Raw genomic sequence first — 18395 nt, 5'->3', positions numbered from 1 at the left:
GCTTGCATCGAGGGTGAATGTACCGCCGTCATCGCGAGCAAGCTCGGCTCCCACAGGGCGCGGGGTGAATGCCCAAAAAAATGCTGTGCATCGGACGCCGCCTTGCCGCTCTCCCCGAAATAATGGGTGGCAGTGTACAATCGCCGTTTTCATACCCCTTGTTCGATCTGCGAAGGATTTCCCGGATGTTGCCGCGCTTGCCTGCCGTCGCCCGCTGCCTGTCTCTTGCCGCCCTGTGTATGGCGGGCCCCGTTGCCGCACTCGAGCTGCCTCTGCCACCGCCGGGTGAAGACATCATTGGCCAGGTGCAAGTCATCAAGGCCAAGTACGAAGACACCTTCGCCGACCTGGGCACCACTTATGACCTGGGCTACAGCGAGATGGTCGCCGCCAACCCGGGGGTCGATCCCTGGTTGCCTGGCGCTGGCACCGAGATCGTGCTGCCGACCCGTTTCATCCTGCCGCCGGGCCCGCGCGAGGGCATCGTGATCAACCTGGCCGAGTACCGTCTCTACTATTTCCCCAAGGGGCGGAACGTGGTGTACACCTTCCCGCTGGGGATTGGCCGTGAGGGCTGGGGCTCGCCGATCGCTCACACCAGCATCATCGCCAAGACACCGAACCCGACCTGGACGCCGCCCGCATCGATCAAGGCCGAACACGCTGCCGACGGCGACCCGTTGCCGAATGTCGTGCCCGCCGGCCCGGATAACCCGCTGGGCCCTTTCAAGTTCACCCTGGGCACCCCGGGCTACCTGATCCATGGTTCGAACAAGAAGTTTGGCATCGGCATGCGGACCAGCCACGGTTGCTTCCGGATGTTCAACAACAACGTACTGGAAATGGCCGGCATGGTGCCGGTGGGCACGTCGGTGCGGATCATCAACGACCCCTACAAGCTGGGCTTGAGCGGTGGCAAGGTGTACCTCGAAGCGCATACGCCACTGGACGACAAGGGCAACCCGTCGGTGGTGGACAAGCACACCGCGGTGATCAATGCGATGCTCAAGCGCGAAGACATCACCAGTAACCTGCGCATGAACTGGGACGTGGTGCGGGACGTGGTGGCGGCGGAAGATGGCCTGCCGGTGGAAATTGCCGTTCCCAATACCTCGGCACCGATGGTCTCGAGCGCGCCGATCGACTTGCAGCAGTAAAACTCGAAAGCAACCCGCCGACGTTTCGCGATGTCGGCGGGTTTTTTATCGCCTGCTTAAACGCCAAGCAATAAAAAAGCCGACCCAAAAATGGGTCGGCTCGATAACAATCCCGAAGGACTATTACTTGCGGCTAGCTTTTTCCAGCATGCGCAGAGCACGCTCGTTAGCTTCGTCAGCAGTCTGTTGTGCTTTTTGAGCAGCAGCCAGAGCTTCATCAGCTTTACGGTACGCTTCGTCTGCACGAGCCTGGGAGCGAGCTGCTGCGTCTTCGGTAGCAGTCAGACGTGCTTCGGTTTCTTTCGATGCGCTGCTGCAACCGGTAGCCAGAACTGCGGCCAGGGCCAGAGCAGAGAATTTCAGAACGTTGTTCATCGGTTTCCCCTTCAAGGACTTTCTATTAGTGACTGTCTCCCCAGACTGAGGAGTTAGCCGGCGTACATACTACCCATTACTTGTAGTAAGTAAACTGACGTAGCGCAAGAAGCAAAAAAATTGTAGGCGGTGATTCTTTTTCGAGCAACTTTTCTTAGGGCCGTTGAAAAAATATACAGCCCCAAGCCCATGGCTGGAGCGCGTCGACGAAAAAAAGTTCCGCCGTGGGGAAGAACTCTTGCAGCCCTCGCTAACGTCGTTGTTTATTGATTCACCTACACTTTTGTACATTTTTTGTGCAGCGTCCCAGGCATCTTTATTGGTATTGGCGGTGACTTTAACTACGCGCGCTCGTCTCAAGACTCAACAACTGGCGATGTTCAGCTATTGCACCGTGACCGACTACCGCTCGAGGATGGCGCTCAATCGATAAACCCGACCAGGTTTACCCCTTCGATGACAGGCGTGCCTTGAGCATTTGCGTCATTGGTGCCTACTATTCACGACGTGCTCGGGTTTGAGCGGATCGGTTTTGGCGCTCGGTGACCAGGAAGGCACGGGGTGGCGTAGATGTTCCTTCGCCGGAAAAACATCGGTAAGGTAGGGGTCGGCATTCAGACCCGCGAGGAGTAGTGATGAGCGAGGCGGTTACCATCCACCATGACCAGGCTGGTCATCAGTTCGAGACCAATGTGGACGGTCATCGTGCCTATCTGACCTATATGGACCTGGGCAAGCAGACCCTGGATATCTATCGCACCTTCGTGCCCAACGCCTTGCGCGGCCGGGGCATCGCGGCGGCGCTGACCGAAAGGGCGCTGCAGTACGCTGAAGAGATGGGCTACACGGTGATCCCGTCCTGCTCCTACGTGGAGCGTTACATGGAGCGTCACCAGCGGCACGCGGCGAAGCTCTGAGAAAACGGATTCCCCAATAAAAAACGCCGGACTGAAGAGTCCGGCGTTTTTTTATGCCTTAACTTAAAGAGAGCAGAAAGATCGCAGGCTTCGCCAGCTCCTGCATCCCCAGCCCAAATACGTCTATGAGCTGTGTAGGAGCTGTCGAGTGAAACGAGGCTGCGATCTTTTCAACCACGCTGCCGCTTCGGCAGCACGTCCTTGAGTTTGGCGTGCATGCTGCGCAGGGTGTTCTCGGTCGCGCTCCAGTCGATGCAGGCATCGGTGATGGAGACGCCGTACTGCAAGTCGGCGAGGTCTTTCGGGATTGCCTGGCAGCCCCAGTTCAAGTGACTTTCGACCATCAGGCCGATAATCGACTGGTTGCCTTCCAGGATCTGGTTGGCCACGTTCTCCATCACCAACGGTTGCAGCGCCGGGTCCTTGTTGGAGTTGGCGTGGCTGCAATCGACCATGATGTTCGGCTTGATCCTGGCTTTGTTCAGCGCCTGCTCACACAGTGCGACGCTGACCGAGTCGTAGTTCGGCTTGCCGTTGCCACCGCGCAGGACCACGTGACCGTAGGCGTTGCCCTTGGTGGTGACGATCGACACGCCACCTTCCTGGTTGATGCCCAGGAAGCGGTGCGGGCTGGAAACCGACTGCAAGGCGTTGATCGCCACGGTGAGACCGCCGTCGGTGCCGTTCTTGAAGCCCACCGCCGACGACAGGCCGGAGGCCATTTCGCGGTGGGTCTGGGATTCGGTGGTGCGCGCGCCGATGGCCGACCAGCTGATCAGGTCCTGCAAGTACTGCGGCGAGATCGGGTCCAGGGCTTCGGTGGCGGTGGGCAGGCCCATTTCCGCCAGGTCCAGCAGCAACTGGCGACCGATGTGCAGGCCGTCCTGGATCTTGAAGGAGTCATCCAGGTACGGGTCGTTGATCAGGCCTTTCCAGCCGACGGTGGTCCGCGGTTTCTCGAAATACACGCGCATGACCAGATACAAGGTGTCGGAGACTTCCGCCGCCAGCACTTTCAGGCGCTCGGCGTATTCGTGGGCGGCCTTGATGTCATGGATCGAGCAGGGGCCGATGACCACGAACAGGCGATGGTCGGTGCCGTCCAGGATGTTGCGAATGACTTCCCGGCCCTTGGTCACGGTGCGCAGGGCAGCGTCGCTCAGGGGGATATCGCGCTTGAGCTGGTCAGGCGTGATGAGGGTCTCGTTGGAGGCGACGTTAAGGTCATTGATCGGTAAATCAGCCATCGTGTTACTCGTCAGGTCACGGGTGCCGGCCGCCAGCGATCCCCGCGCGGCGGTGCACAGCGAATTTTAAGCGCGTCGGGGAGCCGAACCTTATCGCGTTACGAGGTGGCTCGACAATGGGCTGGGCCCGGTTTAATGCCCTATAGGCCAGGGAAAAGGCCTTGGCGATGGCTCTGCAACAGATTCGTGAGCGGATGTAATGAAGATTGCATGCCATGCTGCTCGCGCCGATAGTGTGCAGGGGTTTTTTACCAGGAGAGTTGCAACGATGCAGGCAGGGGTTAAACCGCGGATCGGAATGATCGGCACCGGGGCGATTGGCGGGTTTTATGGCGTGATGCTGGCGCGCGCTGGTTTTGACGTGCACTTTCTACTGCGCAGCGAATTTGCCGCCGTGGCCGAAGCCGGTTTGCGAATCGACAGCGCGGTCCATGGCACGCTGGCCCTCGACCCCGTCCAGGCCTATCGCTCGGCAGCCGATATGCCGCCCTGTGACTGGCTGCTGGTCGGCGCCAAGACCACCAGCAATGCCGACCTGGCGCCGGCCATTGCCCAGGCTGCCGCTGACGGGGCAAGAGTCCTGTTGCTGCAGAACGGCCTGGACGTCGAGGACGATCTTCGATCGTTGTTGCCCGATTCGCTGCATCTGCTGGGGGGCCTGTGCCTGATCTGCGTGCATCGCGTCGGCCCTGGCGTCATCGCCCACCAGGCACTTGGCGCGGTCAACGTCGGTTATCACAGCGGTCCCTGTGCCGATCAGGCGCAACGCATGGCGATCGTCGAAGAGGCGACGACCGTGTTCCGCAGCGCCGGTATCGAGGCCCAGGCCATGCCTGGCTTGCAACAGGCCCGCTGGCAGAAGCTGGTGTGGAATGTGCCGTACAACGGTCTTTCGGTTTTGTTGGGCGCCAGTACCACGCCGTTGATGGCCAACACTCATAGCCGCGAATTGATCCAGGCGCTGATGGCGGAGGTGGTCCGCGGTGCGCAAGCCTGCGGGCATCACATCGCGCCGGGTTATGCCGAGTATCTGTTCACGATGACCGAGAAGATGCCCGATTACTGGCCGAGCATGTACCACGATTATTCCCACAAGCGAGCGCTGGAACTGGACGCGATCTACGGCCGGCCATTGGCGGCGGCGAAAGCGGCAGGGTGTGAGCTGCCGAAAATCGAAGCCTTGTATCAGGCGTTGGCGTTCATGGATCGCTGTAACCGCTGAGCGGGGCGAAAGGGGAGTGGCATGGCAAACAACATCGACGACAAACTGGTGCTGGCGATTTCGTCGCGGGCGTTGTTCGACCTGAGGGAAAGCCACAAGGTGTACCTGTCGAGTGGCGTCGAGGCCTATCGGCAATACCAGATCGAGCATGAAGACGAAGTCCTGGCACCCGGTGACGCGTTCGCCCTCGTGCAGAAACTGCTGGACCTCAACGAACACCTGGGGCGTGCCCGGGTCGAGGTGATCCTGGTGTCGCGCAACAGTGCCGACACCGGCCTTCGGGTGTTCAACTCGATCCATCATTATGGGCTGGCGATTTCGCGCGCGGCCTTCGTTGGCGGTCGCAGTCCTTACCCGTACCTCAAGGCATTCGGCTGTGACCTGTTCTTGTCCACCCACGCTGAAGACGTGCGCAGCGCCCTGGACGCCGGATTTGCCGCCGCGACCATCCTGTCGGGTGGGGCCAGTCGCGCCGCCAGTGCAGAACTGCGCATTGCCTTCGACGGCGATGCCGTGCTGTTTTCCGATGAGTCGGAGCGTGTCTATCAGGCCGGTGGCCTGGAAGCTTTCCAGGCCAGCGAGCGGCAGTCTGCCCGTGAACCGCTGCGAGGCGGGCCGTTCAAGGGCTTCCTGGCGGCGCTCAACGCGCTGCAGCGCGAGTTCCCCGAGGACGCCTGCCCCATCCGCACGGCCTTGGTGACCGCCCGTTCGGCACCGGCCCATGAGCGGGTCATCCGGACTTTGCGTGAGTGGGATATCCGTTTGGACGAGTCGCTGTTTCTCGGCGGCCTGACCAAATCGGCCTTCCTGGAGGCCTTTGCCGCCGATGTGTTTTTCGATGACCAGACTGGCCACTGCGAACTGGCCCGGGAGGTGGTCGCCACCGGTCACGTGCCCCATGGCATCAGTAACGAAATAAAGCCCTGACTGCCTCTGGGTCGGGACGTCAGGCCGCACGTCGCAGTCCCCGAGGCGCTGCTAAGCTGAATCAATCTCCGCCATTCTGGCACGTGAGGAGGTCACATGATTCGTTCGATGCTGTACGCCACAGACCTGGGCCTTTATGCCCCTTATGTGATGCAGCATGCCTTGGCGCTGGCACGGACGTTTGAAGCCGAGTTGTATGTGGTGCATGCGGTGGAACCGATGGGGCTGTTCGCCGAATCGGTGTTGCAAAGCTATCTCGACGAGCAGGCGCTGAACGAATTCCATCGCCAAGGTCTGAATACGGTGATGGCCAATATCGAACAGCGGGTGCTCGACAGTTTTCGTGAGGAATTGGGGGAAGGGCAACAGGACTTGAAACTGATCAGGTCGGTCAGGGTGTACCAGGGCGATCCTTCCCAGGTCATCCTGGAGCAGGCTGCGAAACTCTCCGTTGATTTGCTGATCGTAGGCAGTCATTGCCAAGGGGCGAACGGTGAAACCCCCTTGGGCAGGACCGCTGCCCGGGTATTGCAGTTATCCCGGGTACCGGTCTACCTGGTTCCGCTGGTCCAGCGTCGACGTCAGGGCGAGGCTTGAGGCTAAATGATGGCGTTTTATAAAAAGTTCTAGATTTATTGTCGTGACCTTCCATATAGTTATATACCGTCGCTGATGCCCGTGGCGTCCAACTGCTTTGAGGGATACATATGAAGCTTCAACAACTGCGCTACATCTGGGAAGTGGCGCACCACGACCTCAACGTTTCCGCTACTGCCCAAAGCCTCTACACGTCGCAACCCGGCATCAGCAAGCAGATCCGCCTGTTGGAAGACGAGCTGGGCGTCGAAGTCTTCGCCCGCAGCGGCAAGCACCTGACCCGCGTGACCCCGGCCGGTGAGCGCATCATCACCACGGCTGGCGAGATCCTGCGCAAGGTCGAAAGCATCAAGCAGATCGCCCAGGAATTCTCCAACGAGAAAAAAGGCACCTTGTCGATCGCCACCACCCACACCCAGGCCCGCTATGCGCTGCCGCCGGTGATCAGCAACTTCATCAAGCAATACCCCGACGTGGCGCTGCACATGCACCAGGGGTCGCCGATGCAGATCGCCGAGATGGCTGCCGACGGTACGGTGGATTTCGCCATTGCCACCGAGGCCCTGGAGCTGTTCGGGGACCTGGTGATGATGCCGTGCTACCGCTGGAATCGCTGCGTGGTCGTGCCCCAGGGGCATCCGTTGACCAAGCTGCCGAAGCTGACCCTCGAAGCCCTGGCCGAATACCCGATCGTCACCTACGTATTCGGTTTCACCGGGCGTTCCAAGCTCGACGAAGCCTTCAGTCATCGTGGCCTGACGCCGAAAGTGGTGTTCACCGCCGCCGACGCCGACGTGATCAAGACTTACGTCCGCCTGGGCCTGGGCGTGGGCATCGTCGCGAAGATGGCCGTCGATACCAAGCTCGACAGTGACCTGGTGGTGCTGGATGCCAGCGAATTGTTCGAATCCAGCGTGACCAAGATCGGTTTCCGACGTGGCACTTTCCTGCGCGGCTTCATGTGCGACTTCATCGAGAAATTCGCGCCGCACCTGACCCGGGAAGTGATGGCCAAGGCCATCCAGTGCCACAACAAGCAGGAACTCGAAGAGTTGTTCGACGGCGTCGAACTGCCGGTGCACTAAAAAACGTTACCTGCCTAGATCGCCTCGGTGACAGTGAACTGTTGCCGGGCGCCCGCGACCACGATCTCCACTTCATCCCCTTCGAACTTGCCCAGCAGGCCTCGGCCCAGCGGTGAGCGAGGGGTGATGACGGTGATCGGCTGGCCTACCAGCGAGACCTTCAAGCCTGCCGCATCCGGCCCGAGGAAGAGCCATTGCTGGCGGCCGTGCTCATCTTCCAGCCCGATCAATGTGCCGACCTGAACGCCGCGCTGCTCGTCGTAAGGCCTCAACGTCAGGTTTTGACAAAGGGTGAGCGCCTGGCGGATTTCTTCCACGCGCCTGGCTTGTCCGGCGGCGAGGTAGGACGCCTCGAGGCCCAGGGTGTCGTATTTGTTCTCGGCGATGTTTTCTTCGTGGGTCGCGGTTTCGTAGGCGGTTTGCGCGGCGCGCTCGGCGATATCGAGATCAATCTCGAGCTTGTCGAGAATCAACTGGTGGACGGTCTGTTTGTTCATGTCACTCGCAAAATTGCAGCACGTTGGCACGGCTTTTTTCACTGGGTGCATTCTGGTCCTGTTGCAGCCAGAACTGGCACTTGGGGTTGGACAGGTTGCGAGGATTGCTGCGGGCCTGATCAAGCGCCTGACGCTGTTCGTTCCTCTGCAGGTTCTGCTGATACTGCTCGAACATCGGCGTGGGCGGCTCGGGGGCCGGTTGCACCGCCGGTGGTTGCGCCAGTTGATGGACGGCGGCGGCCACCGGTGCCAGTTGTTCGTTGAACAGGAATCGGGACAGTAGCCAGCCCGTCAACACGATGGCCAGGAACCCCAGCCACAGGCCCAGGGCAATGCTGAAGGTCAATTGCAAAGCCGTAAGGCGCGAGGGTGTCGAGTGATCGGGCATGGCTGCTTCCTGGCAGGGTCATGGGCAGGCGCTGATTGTCGCATGAAGATTAATCGCCGTCGGCTCTTCTGCGCGATCGGTTTATTCGGGACAATCAGGCCTTTGTCACAGGGAGTCGGGAATGGCTGTGCGCTGGGATATTTTCTGCACCGTCGTCGATAATTATGGCGACATCGGTGTCACTTGGCGCCTGGCTCGGCAATTGGTGGCCGAGCACCAATTCGCGGTGCGGCTGTGGGTCGACGACCTGCGTGCCTTCGAACGGCTGTGCCCGCAGATCGATATCACCCTGCCCGAGCAATGGCAGCAGGGCGTGCAAGTGTGCCACTGGCCTGCAGAGTGGCAGCCCACCGAGGCCGCCGAGGTGGTGATCGCCGCATTTGCCTGCCAGTTGCCGAGTGCCTACATGGAAGCGATGGCCGAACGCCAGACGACGCCCTTGTGGATGAACCTCGATTATTTGAGCGCCGAAGACTGGGTGATCGGTTGCCATGGCTTACCGTCAGTCAAATACAAACACGTGCAGAAATATTTCTTTTTCCCGGGCTTTCGGGAGGGAACGGGTGGCTTGCTGCGTGAGGCCGGTCTGCTGGAGCGCCGTCGGCAATTCCAGCAGGATGCCGAAGCGCAACGCAGTTTCCTGCAAGGATTGGGCGTCGAGCGGGCGCCGCAGGCCTGCCTGATCTCGCTGTTCGCCTACGAGAACGCCGGGCTGGCGAGCTGGTTTGACGCGATGGCAGCCGATACCCAGGCATTTCATGTGCTGGTTCCCGAAGGGCGAGTGTTGGGCGACGTCGAGCGTTGGCTCGGTGTCGACGGCCTGAAGGTCGGTGCGCTGCATCGACGCGGCGCACTGACGGTGCAGGTGCTGCCGTTCGTTCGCCAGGATCAGTACGACCAGTTGCTGTGGTGCTGTGATTTCAACGCCGTGCGTGGCGAAGATTCCTTCGTGCGCGCGCAATGGGCCGGTCGGCCGCTGCTCTGGCACATCTACCAGCAGGAAGAAGACGTCCACCTGGAAAAGCTCGAGGCATTTCTCAGGCTCTACAATCAGGGGCTTTCACCGGCCGCGCAAAAAGCGACCAATGGTCTCTGGCGGGCCTGGAATGCCGGCCAGGACATGGCCGAGCATTGGAAAACCAGCCGCGAACAGCAGCAGGAACTGGCCGAACATGCCCAGGCGTGGTGTCTGGAACAGGCTTCGCGACCCGATCTTGCCGCGGCGCTGGTGAAGTTTTATGTAAATTGGATATGATACGCGGCCTAGATTTTTGTAAATCCCATCCAAATTCGGATATTCGCAATGAAAACTGGTAAAGAACTGAAACCCGGGACCGTGATCCGTCTCGAAAACGATCCTTGGCTGGTTCAGAAAGCTGAGTTCACCAAGTCGGGTCGTAACAGCGCGATCATGAAGACCAAGCTGAAGAACCTGCTGACCGGTTACAAGACCGAGATCGTCTACAGCGCCGACGACAAACTGGACGACGTGATCCTCGACCGCAAAGAAGCGACCCTGTCCTTCATCAGCGGTGACACCTACACGTTCATGGACACCACTGACTACACCATGTACGAGCTGAACGCCGAAGACATCGAAAGCGTTCTGCCATTCATCGAAGAAGGCATGACCGACGTCTGCGAAGCTGTGTTCTTCGAAGAGCGCCTGGTTTCCGTAGAACTGCCGACCACCATCGTGCGTCAGGTTGACTACACCGAAGGTTCCGCTCGCGGTGACACTTCCGGCAAGGTCATGAAGCCTGCCAAACTGAAGAACGGTACCGAACTGTCGGTCGCTGACTTCATCGAAATCGGCGACATGATCGAGATCGATACCCGCGAAGGCGGTTCCTACAAAGGTCGCGCCAAGTAAGCGCAGCCTTCTGTATAAAAAAGCCCGACCATTGAGTCGGGCTTTTTTATTTCAGGACTGAATACCAGATCCCGTGGTTTCTCCTGGTTCCATCATCACTTCAGGTGCTGCTTGAGCTCTTCGGACACCTGCAACATCGCCGAACGCACCGCTGGCACCTGGCTGACCACGTTGAGCAAGCCGTAGTCGTGGATCATGCCGTTGTAGCGTACGGCCGTCACGGGCACACCGGCCGCGTCCAGTTTGCGGGCATAGGCTTCGCCTTCATCGCGCAAGACATCGGCCTCGGCGGTCTGCACCAGCGCTGGCGGCAGGCCCTTGAGTTGCGCGGTGCTGGCCCGTAGCGGCGAGGCATAGATCTCGCCGCGTTGCCCGGCATCGGTGGTGTAGTTGTCCCAGAACCACTTCATCATGTTTTTACTGAGGAAGTGCCCTTCGGCGAACTGGTTGTAGGACGCCGTCTCGAAGCTGGCATCGGTCACCGGCCACAGCAATGCCTGGAAACGGATCGCCGGCGTGCCTTTGTCCTTCGCCATCAAGGCCACGACCGCCGCCATGTTGCCGCCGACGCTGTTGCCCACCACGGCCAGGCGCTTGCCATCGACGCTGATCTGCTTGCCGTGCTCGGCCACCCATTTCGTCGCGGCGTAAGCCTGGTTGATCGCCACCGGGTAATGCGCCTCGGGTGAAGGCGTGTAGTTGACGAACACCGCGACGGCACCGGACCCCGCAACGAGATCCCGAACCAGTCGTTCGTGGGTCGGGAAGTCGCCCAGTACCCAGCCACCGCCGTGGAAGAACATGAACACCGGCAACTCACCCTTGACCCCGGCGGGGCGAACGATGGTCAGGCTGATCGGCTGGCCATCGACCTGGATGGTTTTCTCGCTGACGTCGGCCTTGGGCAAGCTCAACTTTACCCCCGCCTGGGCGCCCATCAGGACGGCGCGGGCGTCCTTGGGCGACAGCTGCTCCAGTGGCTTGCCGGTGCCGGCATTGAGCGCGTCGAGAAACGCCTGGGTGTTGTGTTCGACGATACCGTCGGCGAAGGCGCTGCTGACGCTGAGGGCGAGAAGGGTGCCGGTCAGGGCTTTGCTGAATGTGTTCATGTGCATCTCCTTGAGTTCGGGGCCAGGGTTGGTGGTCAGACGGTCACGTGCAGGCGCACATCCACGTTGCCGCGGGTGGCGTTGGAGTACGGGCAGACGTGGTGAGCCGCGTCCACCAGGCTTTGCGCGTCGGCCTGGTCCAGCCCTGGCAGGCTGATGTGCAGGTCGATGTCGAGGCCGAAACCACCGGGGATCTGGCCGATGCCGACGTGGGCGGTAATCGAGGCGTCGTCCGGGATCTTGCGTTTGCTCTGGCTGGCCACGAATTTCAGGGCGCCGATGAAGCAGGCCGAGTAGCCGGCGGCGAACAATTGCTCGGGGTTGGTCGCCGCACCGCCCGCACCGCCGAGTTCCTTGGGCGTGGCGAGTTTGACGTCGAGAATGTTGTCACTGGAGATCGCACGACCGTCACGGCCGCCGGTGGAAGTTGCGATTGCGGTGTAGAGCGTTTGCATGATGGGAGCCTCGTTTCTGGGTTGGTTTATTTGCGCTAAATGTTTGCGCGCTAAGTAGGTGTGAGGCGAATGTATAGCGCTAATATTTTGTGCGCAAGATAAATTTTCGAGGCAGGTATGAAAATTCAGGCTGAAAGGGCTTGTACCCCTTGAGCTAGAGGGGTTTGGTGGTGTTAAAAATTTTTTAGCTGGTAGGCTGGGAGGCCGCAATCGCGAGCAAGCTCGCTCCCACAGAGGGGAGCGCCGCAACTTCAATGTGGGAGCGAGCTTGCTCGCGATTGCGGTGGGTCAGTTGGCGGGGAGATCGGATGTCCCGGCACCTTCGCGAGCGAGCCCGCTCCCACAGGGGGAGTCAGAGGCTGTCTTGCAAATGCCCGCGTAGCGCTTGCAGGTCATGTTGCAGCTTCTTCAACTGTTCCAGGGTCTGGCCGCTGGCGGCGAGGATGCATTGGGGGATGTCGAGGGCTTTTTCCCGCAGGGCACGGCCCTGTTCGGTGAGTTCGACAATGACCACACGTTCGTCCTCACGGCTGCGGGTGCGGCTCAGCAGGCCTTCGGCCTCCAGGCGCTTGAGCAAGGGGGTCAGCGAGCCGGGGTCGGTAAGCAGGCGTGTGCTGATTTCACCGACGGTCAATCCGTCCTTTTCCCACAGCACCATCATCGCCAGGTATTGCGGATAGGTCAGGCCCAGGGCCTGCAGCAGCGGCTTGTAGACCTTGGTCATCAGCAGCGACGTGGAGTGCAGGGCGAAACAGACCTGGTTGTCGAGCAACAGGGCTTCGCAGGCTTCGGGGGTGTCGCGCAGGGTGTTCATGGCAAAACCTTCATTCAATGATCGTTACGAATCTAGCGGGCGAATCTTTAATGCGCCAGATAATTCTGACATTCCGGATAGATGTTACGTTTCCCCGCTGGCGCCGACTGCGTAGGATAAGCGCCCTGAGGAAAAGGGGAGTCTTCTGTGTTCGAATTTGCATTGTTCTTGGTGTTTGGTGCCGTGTTAGGCACCTTGGGGGGATTGTTCGGGATCGGTGGCGGCCTGATTGCCATTCCGGTGCTGGGCGTCTGGTTCGGCCTTGACCAGCAAATGGCCCAAGGGACGGCGCTGGTCATGGTGGTGCCCAACGTCATGCTGGCGTTGTGGCGTTACCACCAGCGCAATCGCATCGAATTGCGCCATGTCCTGCCGTTGGCTTCCATGGGGTTCTGCTTTGCCTGGCTTGGCTCGATCTGGGCCGTGGGGATCGATGCCGATAGCATGCGGATCGGTTTCGTGGCGTTCCTGATCGCGCTGACGCTCTACAACCTGGTTCGCATGTTCGCCGCCACCGCACCTGCTTCGGCGCAAATGCGGTATGGCTGGCCGTGGCTCGGCGTGCTGGGAGCCGCATCCGGCACCATGGGCGGTCTGTTCGGTGTCGGCGGGGCCGTTGTCGCCACCCCGATCCTGACCAGCATTTTTGGCACCAGCCAGGTGGTTGCCCAAGGTTTGTCCCTGGCGCTGGCCTTGCCCAGCACCGGCGTGACCCTCGCCACGTATGCGTTTCACCACGAAGTGGACTGGAGCATCGGCCTGCCGCTGGCCGTCGGTGGCTTGCTGAGCATCAGTTGGGGAGTGAAAGTCGCCCACGCCTTGCCGGAGCGGCTGTTGCGCGGGCTGTTCTGTGGTTTCCTGGTGCTGTGCGCGGTGTTGCTCGCCTTTAAAGTTTGAAACCTTCAACGATGTGTTCGGCCAGGCACTCGGTGATCGGCGACGGATTATGCAGGTTGCGGATCAGCATGATGCTGGCCTCGGGCAGTTCCGGCAGGTCTTCGGCCTCGCCCAGTACGCGCATGTCCGGGGTCAGCAGGCTTTCCAGTTGCGCCGTGATTGCCAGGCCGGCCCCCACCACCGCCATGAGCGCCGACAGGCTCGAGCTGTTGTACGCCACGCGATAATCGCGGCCCATGGCATCCAGCGCATTGCAGGCCCATTGCCGGCAGAAACAATCGCTGTTGAACATTGCCAGCGGCAGCGGTGTTTGTTCATGGACGTTGAAGCAGGCGGCTTCGGCCCAGACAAAGCGCTCCTTGCGCAGCAACTGGCCGATTTCGTCCCCCGGTTTACGGGTGACGATGGACAGGTCCAGGTCCTGGCGCAGCAGCAACTGCTTGGACGACTCGCAGTGCACTTCGATTTCGATCAGGGGATAGAACTGGGCGAAGCGTTGCAGGATGCCCGGCAGGAAACGCATCACGTAATCGTCCGGCGTGCCGATGCGCACCGTGCCGACCATATGCGGTTCGCGCAGGGTATTGAACACCTCGCTGTGCAGCTTGAGGATCCGCCGGGCGTAACCCAGCAGCACCTGGCCTTCGGCGGTGAGCTTGACCTGGCGCCCGTCGCGTTCGAACAGCCGTCGCTGCAAGACGTCTTCTTCCAGCCGCTTCATCTGCATGCTGACGGCAGACTGGGTGCGATTGACCAATTCCCCGGCGCGGGTGAAACCGCCCTGGTCGGCGATGGCGACAAAGGTACGCAGCACTTCCGTATCGATGCTCGGGTAACTCGACAATTGATCAATCTCCGAGATGTATTGCATAAGAAACATTCGTTGGATTGATCTTAGCGTTAGCGCGAGACTTGAGCCATCCCCAACGGAGGACATCACGATGAAAGGTCAAAAAGGTTATCTACTGATAGACAAACTCTCCCACGGCTTTTCCATCAGCGCCTTGCTGCACAAGTTTAGCCGCTGGTACGAATTGCACCATGAACGCGAACTGCTGGCCGGAATGAGCGACGAGGCGCTCAAGGACATCGGCGTGAGCCGTGCCGACGTGGAGCAGGAAGTGGTTCGGCCATTCTGGGATGACCCAATGCACAAATGAGCCATCCTTTCCTACACAAACCCCTTATTGGTGAGGTAGGTTGCGAGCAGACAAGGAGATCTCCATGCCCGCGACTGTGTCCTTTACCCTCAAACAGGCCCGGCGTCTGGCGTTGGCCGCCCAAGGATTCGATGGGCGGTCGCCGCCAGCTTCGGTGCAACCCTCGCGCCTCAACCGTCTGATCGAACGCCTCGGCGTCCTGCAGATCGACTCCGTCAATGCGCTGGTGCGCTCGCATTACCTCCCGCTGTTTTCCCGCCTCGGTCACTACCCTCGCGATTTGCTCGATCAAGCCGCCTGGAGCCAGGGCCGACGCCGCACGCTGTTCGAGTATTGGGGCCATGAAGCGTCGCTGCTGCCGCTGTCCATGTATCCACTGATGCGCTGGCGCATGGATCGGGCGGCGCGTGGCGAGGGCATCTACCAGCAATTGGCGCGTTTCGGTCATGAACGCCAGGATGTCATCCGTCGCGTCCTGGCGTCGGTCGAGGAGCAGGGCGCCCTCGGTGCCGGCAGCTTGTCCACGCGCCAGGAGAAGGCCGGGCCGTGGTGGGACTGGAGCGCAGAGAAACATGCGCTGGAGTGGCTATTCGCGGCGGGCGAAGTCACGGTGGCGGGGCGGCGTGGGTTCGAGCGGCTCTACGACTTGCCGGAGCGGGTACTGCCAGCTTCGATCCTGCAGCAACCGTTGCCGGACGAAGCCCAGGCCCAGCGCGCCTTGCTGGTACATGCCGCCGACGCCCTGGGCATCGCGACCGAGAAAGACCTGCGCGACTACTTTCGTCTGGGGCCGGCCGACAGCCGCGGGCGACTGGCCGAGTTGGAAGAGGCCGGCGAACTGCTGCGCTGTGAGGTGCAGGGCTGGAAGCAACCGGCCTGGTGTCGACCCACGGCGAAAATCCCTCGCAAAGTAGCGGCCAGCGCCTTGTTGTCGCCGTTCGATTCGCTGGTCTGGGAGCGCAGCCGTGCCGAACGACTGTTCGATTTCCGCTATCGGCTGGAGATCTACACCCCTGTCCACAAGCGGATGTACGGCTATTACGTATTGCCGTTCTTGCACAATGAACGCATCGCGGCTCGGGTGGACCTGCGGGCGGAGCGGGCCCTGGGCCGGTTGGCGGTGCATGCGGTGCACGAGGAAGAGCCGGGGTTGGACGAGGAGGGGGTGCAAGCCTTGGCGGTGAACCTGCGGCGCATGGCCGATTGGCTGGGGTTGGAGCGGGTCCAGCTTAACTGTCAGCGGGTGGGTGGGGTTCGGTTGGCGGTGGCGTTGGCGCAGATCGGTGGTGACTGAGCAGGCCCTATCGCGAGCAAGCTCGCTCCCACATTGGATCTGCTGTGAACACAAAACCTGTGGTCACCCGGGACCCCTTGTGGGAGCGAGCTTGCTCGCGATAGCCGTCTAACCGGCGAAGAAGAACCTACCGCCGAACCTGCTTCAACGTCTCCGCAATCAGGAACGCCAGCTCCAGCGACTGATCGGCATTCATCCGCGGGTCGCAATGGGTGTGGTAGCGGTCCGACAGCCCGTCCTCGGTAATCGGTCGTGCACCGCCGATGCATTCGGTGACGTTTTGCCCGGTCATTTCGATGTGAATCCCGCCGGCATAGGTGCCTTCGGCTTCGTGGGCCTGGAAGAACTGCTTCACTTCACCGAGGATCTGCGCGAAGTCCCGGGTCTTGTAGCCGCTGCTGGCCTTGATGGTGTTGCCGTGCATCGGGTCGGAGCTCCACAGCACCTGCTTGCCTTCACGTTGCACGGCGCGCAACAGTGGCGGCAGGTGTTCGCCGACCTTGTTGGCGCCCATCCGGGCGATCAGGTTCAGCCGGCCGGGGTCGTTGTCCGGGTTGAGCACGTCGATCAGGCGGATCAGGTCGTCCGGGTCCATGCTCGGGCCGACCTTGACCCCGATCGGGTTGTTCACCCCACGCAGGAATTCGACATGGGCACCGTCCAACTGACGGGTGCGGTCGCCGATCCAGAGCATGTGGGCCGAGCAGTCGTAATAGTCGTTGGTCAGGCTGTCACGGCGCACGAAGGCTTCTTCGTAATTGAGCAGCAGTGCTTCGTGGGCGGTGAAGAAACTGGTTTCGCGCAGTTGCGGCGAGCTGTCCATGCCGCAGGCGCGCATGAATGCCAGGGTTTCGTCGATGCGGTCGGCCAGGTGGCTGTATTTTTCCGCCAGGGCCGAGTTGGCGATGAAGTCCAGGTTCCACTTGTGCACCTGGTGCAGATCGGCGAAACCGCCCTGGGCGAAGGCGCGCAGCAGGTTCAAGGTGGCGGTGGACTGGTGGTAGGACTGCAACAACCGCTCCGGGTCCGGTACGCGGCTTTTTTCGTCGAAACCGATGCCGTTGACGATGTCGCCCCGGTAGGCCGGCAGGGTCACGCCGTCGATGGTTTCGTCGTTGGCCGAGCGTGGCTTGGCGAACTGTCCGGCCATGCGCCCGACCTTGACCACCGGGCAGCCGGCGGCAAAGGTCATGACGATCGCCATCTGCAAGAGCACCTTGAAGGTGTCGCGGATCTTGGCCGCCGAGAACTCGGCAAAGCTTTCGGCGCAATCGCCGCCTTGCAGCAGGAACGCCCGGCCCTGGGTGACTTCGGCGAACTGACGGCGCAACTCCCGGGCTTCGCCGGCAAACACCAACGGCGGATAACTGGCCAGGGTCTGCTCCACCTGCGACAGGTGCGCGGCGTCGGGGTAACGGGGTTGCTGCTGGATCGGCAGGGCACGCCAGCTGTCAGGGCTCCAGGGTTGGCTCATCATGATCTCTAGGTGATTTACGCTCGGACGGCCATGTTATCAGCAAATTAGTACGTGACCTGTTCCGGTTGCTTCGCGGACAATCGCGCCTTTGTCCCGTATCCGCAGGCTCATGCCGGCACGGCAACCATCAGGAGATGAAATGACAGAGGAGCGCGTCGAGCATTTGCTCGCCGAGGTGCACGACGAGTTCGGCATGATTCGCGTATTCGAAGTGGCCGATTACCGGTTTCTGGAGTTTGGCGATGCCATCGAGCAAAGCTGCGTGTTCACAGCCGATCCGAGCTGGCTCGAATATGACTACACCCGCGCCATGCTCATCGGTGCGTTGTGTCACGAGCAGCCGGAAAGCGCGCTGTTCTTGGGGCTGGGTGCCGGTACGCTGACCCAGGCCTGCCTCAAGTTCCTGCCACTGGAAGACGTCGAGGCCATCGAACTGCGTCCCGACGTGCCGCGCCTGGCCATCGAATACCTGGGGCTGGACGACGATCCGCGACTGTACATCCGCGTTGGCGATGCTTTGGAGCTGCTTGAAACGGCGGAACCGGCGGACCTGATTTTCGTCGACCTCTATACCGATGTCGGCCCGGGCGTCGGGCATCTGGCCTGGGGGTTCCTGGAAAACTGCCAGAAGCGCCTCAACCCGGGCGGCTGGCTGGTGATCAACCAATGGGCCACCGACGACGGCAAGCCATTGGGCGCGGCGCTCTTGCGCGGTTTGTACCACCGGCATTATTGGGAGCTGCCGGTGAAGGAGGGCAATGTGATCCTGATTGTGCCGGCGGACCTCGATCAGGAGCTGGACATGCAAGGACTGGTCGCCAGGGCCGAAGGGCTGGCGCCACGCTTGGGGTATTCGTTGCAGTCACTGATCAAGGCGATCCGGCCGGCGACCTGATCAAAGGCC

At 60.9% G+C, this 18395-nt stretch carries 21 protein-coding genes; 12 read left to right on the top strand and 9 right to left on the bottom strand.

All coding sequences use genetic code 11. The features are described from left to right. Positions 1-185: 185 nt before the first annotated feature. Complete coding sequence (locus J4E53_RS17930) at positions 186-1157, top strand: L,D-transpeptidase family protein (RefSeq protein WP_060738551.1); 972 nt, start codon at positions 186-188, stop codon at positions 1155-1157. Positions 1158-1280: 123 nt separating this feature from the next. Here J4E53_RS17930 and oprI read toward each other — a convergent pair whose 3' ends face one another. Continuing rightward, positions 1281-1532 (bottom strand): outer membrane lipoprotei OprI, encoded by a 252-nt coding sequence (oprI, locus tag J4E53_RS17925; protein WP_003183784.1) that lies wholly within the window; start codon positions 1530-1532, stop codon positions 1281-1283. A gap of 635 nt (positions 1533-2167) precedes the next feature. Here oprI and J4E53_RS17920 point away from each other — a divergent pair. After that, positions 2168-2449 (top strand): GNAT family N-acetyltransferase, encoded by a 282-nt coding sequence (locus J4E53_RS17920; protein ID WP_053120470.1) that lies wholly within the window; start codon positions 2168-2170, stop codon positions 2447-2449. 170 nt (positions 2450-2619) lie between these two features. Here the strand turns inward: J4E53_RS17920 and J4E53_RS17915 are convergent, their stop codons facing one another. Beyond that, a complete protein-coding gene (locus J4E53_RS17915) occupies positions 2620-3696 on the bottom strand; it encodes a 3-deoxy-7-phosphoheptulonate synthase (protein WP_060738550.1) in 1077 nt (358 codons plus the stop codon). Positions 3697-3964: 268 nt separating this feature from the next. On the opposite strand from J4E53_RS17915, the gene J4E53_RS17910 reads away from it, so the two are divergent. The 4 genes from J4E53_RS17910 to cysB all read left to right on the top strand — a co-directional run bounded on the left by J4E53_RS17910 (position 3965) and on the right by cysB (position 7527). Next, positions 3965-4918 carry a putative 2-dehydropantoate 2-reductase gene (locus J4E53_RS17910; RefSeq protein WP_103309633.1) on the top strand — a complete coding sequence of 318 codons (954 nt, stop codon included), beginning with the start codon at positions 3965-3967 and terminating at the stop codon, positions 4916-4918. Between the two features lie 21 nt (positions 4919-4939). After that, positions 4940-5845, top strand: coding sequence for a 5'-nucleotidase (locus J4E53_RS17905; RefSeq protein ID WP_060738548.1), 906 nt, complete (start codon positions 4940-4942; stop codon positions 5843-5845). 96 nt (positions 5846-5941) lie between these two features. Then, on the top strand, positions 5942-6442 hold the full coding sequence (locus J4E53_RS17900) for a universal stress protein (protein WP_060738547.1): 501 nt from the start codon (positions 5942-5944) through the stop codon (positions 6440-6442). Between the two features lie 110 nt (positions 6443-6552). Then, a complete protein-coding gene (cysB, locus tag J4E53_RS17895) occupies positions 6553-7527 on the top strand; it encodes an HTH-type transcriptional regulator CysB (RefSeq protein ID WP_003199376.1) in 975 nt (324 codons plus the stop codon). 14 nt (positions 7528-7541) lie between these two features. Here the strand turns inward: cysB and J4E53_RS17890 are convergent, their stop codons facing one another. Further along, positions 7542-8024 (bottom strand): GreA/GreB family elongation factor, encoded by a 483-nt coding sequence (locus tag J4E53_RS17890; protein WP_060738546.1) that lies wholly within the window; start codon positions 8022-8024, stop codon positions 7542-7544. 1 nt (position 8025) lies between these two features. After that, entirely contained in the window at positions 8026-8412 is a 387-nt protein-coding gene (locus J4E53_RS17885; RefSeq protein ID WP_060738545.1) for a hypothetical protein, read from the bottom strand. 121 nt (positions 8413-8533) lie between these two features. Here J4E53_RS17885 and earP point away from each other — a divergent pair, with 121 nt between their 5' ends. Both earP and J4E53_RS17875 read left to right on the top strand, forming a co-directional pair. Further along, positions 8534-9667, top strand: coding sequence for an elongation factor P maturation arginine rhamnosyltransferase EarP (gene earP / locus J4E53_RS17880; RefSeq protein ID WP_060738544.1), 1134 nt, complete (start codon positions 8534-8536; stop codon positions 9665-9667). A gap of 48 nt (positions 9668-9715) precedes the next feature. Then, positions 9716-10285 (top strand): elongation factor P, encoded by a 570-nt coding sequence (locus J4E53_RS17875; protein WP_003199385.1) that lies wholly within the window; start codon positions 9716-9718, stop codon positions 10283-10285. Positions 10286-10380: 95 nt separating this feature from the next. Here J4E53_RS17875 and J4E53_RS17870 read toward each other — a convergent pair whose 3' ends face one another. The 3 genes from J4E53_RS17870 to J4E53_RS17860 all read right to left on the bottom strand — a co-directional run bounded on the left by J4E53_RS17870 (position 10381) and on the right by J4E53_RS17860 (position 12663). Next, positions 10381-11394 carry an alpha/beta hydrolase gene (locus tag J4E53_RS17870; RefSeq protein WP_103309635.1) on the bottom strand — a complete coding sequence of 338 codons (1014 nt, stop codon included), beginning with the start codon at positions 11392-11394 and terminating at the stop codon, positions 10381-10383. 35 nt (positions 11395-11429) lie between these two features. Further along, positions 11430-11849 (bottom strand): organic hydroperoxide resistance protein, encoded by a 420-nt coding sequence (locus tag J4E53_RS17865; protein ID WP_103309637.1) that lies wholly within the window; start codon positions 11847-11849, stop codon positions 11430-11432. 352 nt (positions 11850-12201) lie between these two features. Then, positions 12202-12663, bottom strand: a complete 462-nt coding sequence (locus tag J4E53_RS17860) for a MarR family winged helix-turn-helix transcriptional regulator (RefSeq protein ID WP_060738541.1) — start codon at positions 12661-12663, stop codon at positions 12202-12204. Between the two features lie 147 nt (positions 12664-12810). Between J4E53_RS17860 and J4E53_RS17855 the strand changes: the two genes are divergently transcribed. Next, positions 12811-13560, top strand: coding sequence for a sulfite exporter TauE/SafE family protein (locus J4E53_RS17855; RefSeq protein WP_060738540.1), 750 nt, complete (start codon positions 12811-12813; stop codon positions 13558-13560). Here the strand turns inward: J4E53_RS17855 and J4E53_RS17850 are convergent. Next, complete coding sequence (locus J4E53_RS17850) at positions 13550-14404, bottom strand: LysR substrate-binding domain-containing protein (protein ID WP_027912697.1); 855 nt, start codon at positions 14402-14404, stop codon at positions 13550-13552. The genes J4E53_RS17855 and J4E53_RS17850 overlap by 11 nt on opposite strands. A gap of 97 nt (positions 14405-14501) precedes the next feature. On the opposite strand from J4E53_RS17850, the gene J4E53_RS17845 reads away from it, so the two are divergent. Together J4E53_RS17845 and J4E53_RS17840 are read left to right on the top strand one after the other, a co-directional pair. Next, positions 14502-14720: a DUF1127 domain-containing protein gene (locus J4E53_RS17845; protein ID WP_053120494.1), complete on the top strand. Its 219-nt coding sequence runs from the start codon at positions 14502-14504 to the stop codon at positions 14718-14720. A gap of 64 nt (positions 14721-14784) precedes the next feature. Further along, on the top strand, positions 14785-16014 hold the full coding sequence (locus tag J4E53_RS17840; protein ID WP_207268164.1) for a winged helix-turn-helix domain-containing protein: 1230 nt from the start codon (positions 14785-14787) through the stop codon (positions 16012-16014). A 127-nt stretch (positions 16015-16141) separates the two neighbouring features. Here the strand turns inward: J4E53_RS17840 and J4E53_RS17835 are convergent, their stop codons facing one another. Next, the gene (locus J4E53_RS17835) at positions 16142-17488 is read right to left on the bottom strand and encodes a class II 3-deoxy-7-phosphoheptulonate synthase (protein ID WP_092472922.1); all 1347 of its coding nucleotides are present in this window, start codon (positions 17486-17488) and stop codon (positions 16142-16144) included. Between the two features lie 142 nt (positions 17489-17630). On the opposite strand from J4E53_RS17835, the gene J4E53_RS17830 reads away from it, so the two are divergent. After that, positions 17631-18386 (top strand): spermidine synthase, encoded by a 756-nt coding sequence (locus J4E53_RS17830; protein WP_025212625.1) that lies wholly within the window; start codon positions 17631-17633, stop codon positions 18384-18386. The last annotated feature ends 9 nt before the right edge of the window (positions 18387-18395 follow it).

The organism is Pseudomonas sp. FW305-28 (assembly GCF_017351395.1).
GTDB lineage: Bacteria > Pseudomonadota > Gammaproteobacteria > Pseudomonadales > Pseudomonadaceae > Aquipseudomonas > Aquipseudomonas fluorescens_AA.
The sequence above is the reverse complement of the archived record's forward strand: the minus strand, read 5'-3'. Positions and strand labels throughout refer to the sequence as shown.

Excerpts from the sequence above, each read along its gene's own strand:
- J4E53_RS17835 (WP_092472922.1), bottom strand. The coding sequence starts at position 17,488 with ATGAGCCAACCCTGGAGCCCTGACAGCTGGCGTGCCCTGCCGATCCAG.
- J4E53_RS17830 (WP_025212625.1), top strand. The coding sequence starts at position 17,631 with ATGACAGAGGAGCGCGTCGAGCATTTGCTCGCCGAGGTGCACGACGAG.
- J4E53_RS17910 (WP_103309633.1), top strand. The coding sequence starts at position 3,965 with ATGCAGGCAGGGGTTAAACCGCGGATCGGAATGATCGGCACCGGGGCG.
- J4E53_RS17930 (WP_060738551.1), top strand. The coding sequence starts at position 186 with ATGTTGCCGCGCTTGCCTGCCGTCGCCCGCTGCCTGTCTCTTGCCGCC.
- J4E53_RS17905 (WP_060738548.1), top strand. The coding sequence starts at position 4,940 with ATGGCAAACAACATCGACGACAAACTGGTGCTGGCGATTTCGTCGCGG.
- J4E53_RS17840 (WP_207268164.1), top strand. The coding sequence starts at position 14,785 with ATGCCCGCGACTGTGTCCTTTACCCTCAAACAGGCCCGGCGTCTGGCG.
- J4E53_RS17885 (WP_060738545.1), bottom strand. The coding sequence starts at position 8,412 with ATGCCCGATCACTCGACACCCTCGCGCCTTACGGCTTTGCAATTGACC.
- J4E53_RS17875 (WP_003199385.1), top strand. The coding sequence starts at position 9,716 with ATGAAAACTGGTAAAGAACTGAAACCCGGGACCGTGATCCGTCTCGAA.
- earP (WP_060738544.1), top strand. The coding sequence starts at position 8,534 with ATGGCTGTGCGCTGGGATATTTTCTGCACCGTCGTCGATAATTATGGC.
- J4E53_RS17860 (WP_060738541.1), bottom strand. The coding sequence starts at position 12,663 with ATGAACACCCTGCGCGACACCCCCGAAGCCTGCGAAGCCCTGTTGCTC.
- J4E53_RS17900 (WP_060738547.1), top strand. The coding sequence starts at position 5,942 with ATGATTCGTTCGATGCTGTACGCCACAGACCTGGGCCTTTATGCCCCT.
- J4E53_RS17920 (WP_053120470.1), top strand. The coding sequence starts at position 2,168 with ATGAGCGAGGCGGTTACCATCCACCATGACCAGGCTGGTCATCAGTTC.
- J4E53_RS17915 (WP_060738550.1), bottom strand. The coding sequence starts at position 3,696 with ATGGCTGATTTACCGATCAATGACCTTAACGTCGCCTCCAACGAGACC.
- J4E53_RS17890 (WP_060738546.1), bottom strand. The coding sequence starts at position 8,024 with ATGAACAAACAGACCGTCCACCAGTTGATTCTCGACAAGCTCGAGATT.
- oprI (WP_003183784.1), bottom strand. The coding sequence starts at position 1,532 with ATGAACAACGTTCTGAAATTCTCTGCTCTGGCCCTGGCCGCAGTTCTG.
- J4E53_RS17865 (WP_103309637.1), bottom strand. The coding sequence starts at position 11,849 with ATGCAAACGCTCTACACCGCAATCGCAACTTCCACCGGCGGCCGTGAC.
- J4E53_RS17845 (WP_053120494.1), top strand. The coding sequence starts at position 14,502 with ATGAAAGGTCAAAAAGGTTATCTACTGATAGACAAACTCTCCCACGGC.
- cysB (WP_003199376.1), top strand. The coding sequence starts at position 6,553 with ATGAAGCTTCAACAACTGCGCTACATCTGGGAAGTGGCGCACCACGAC.
- J4E53_RS17870 (WP_103309635.1), bottom strand. The coding sequence starts at position 11,394 with ATGAACACATTCAGCAAAGCCCTGACCGGCACCCTTCTCGCCCTCAGC.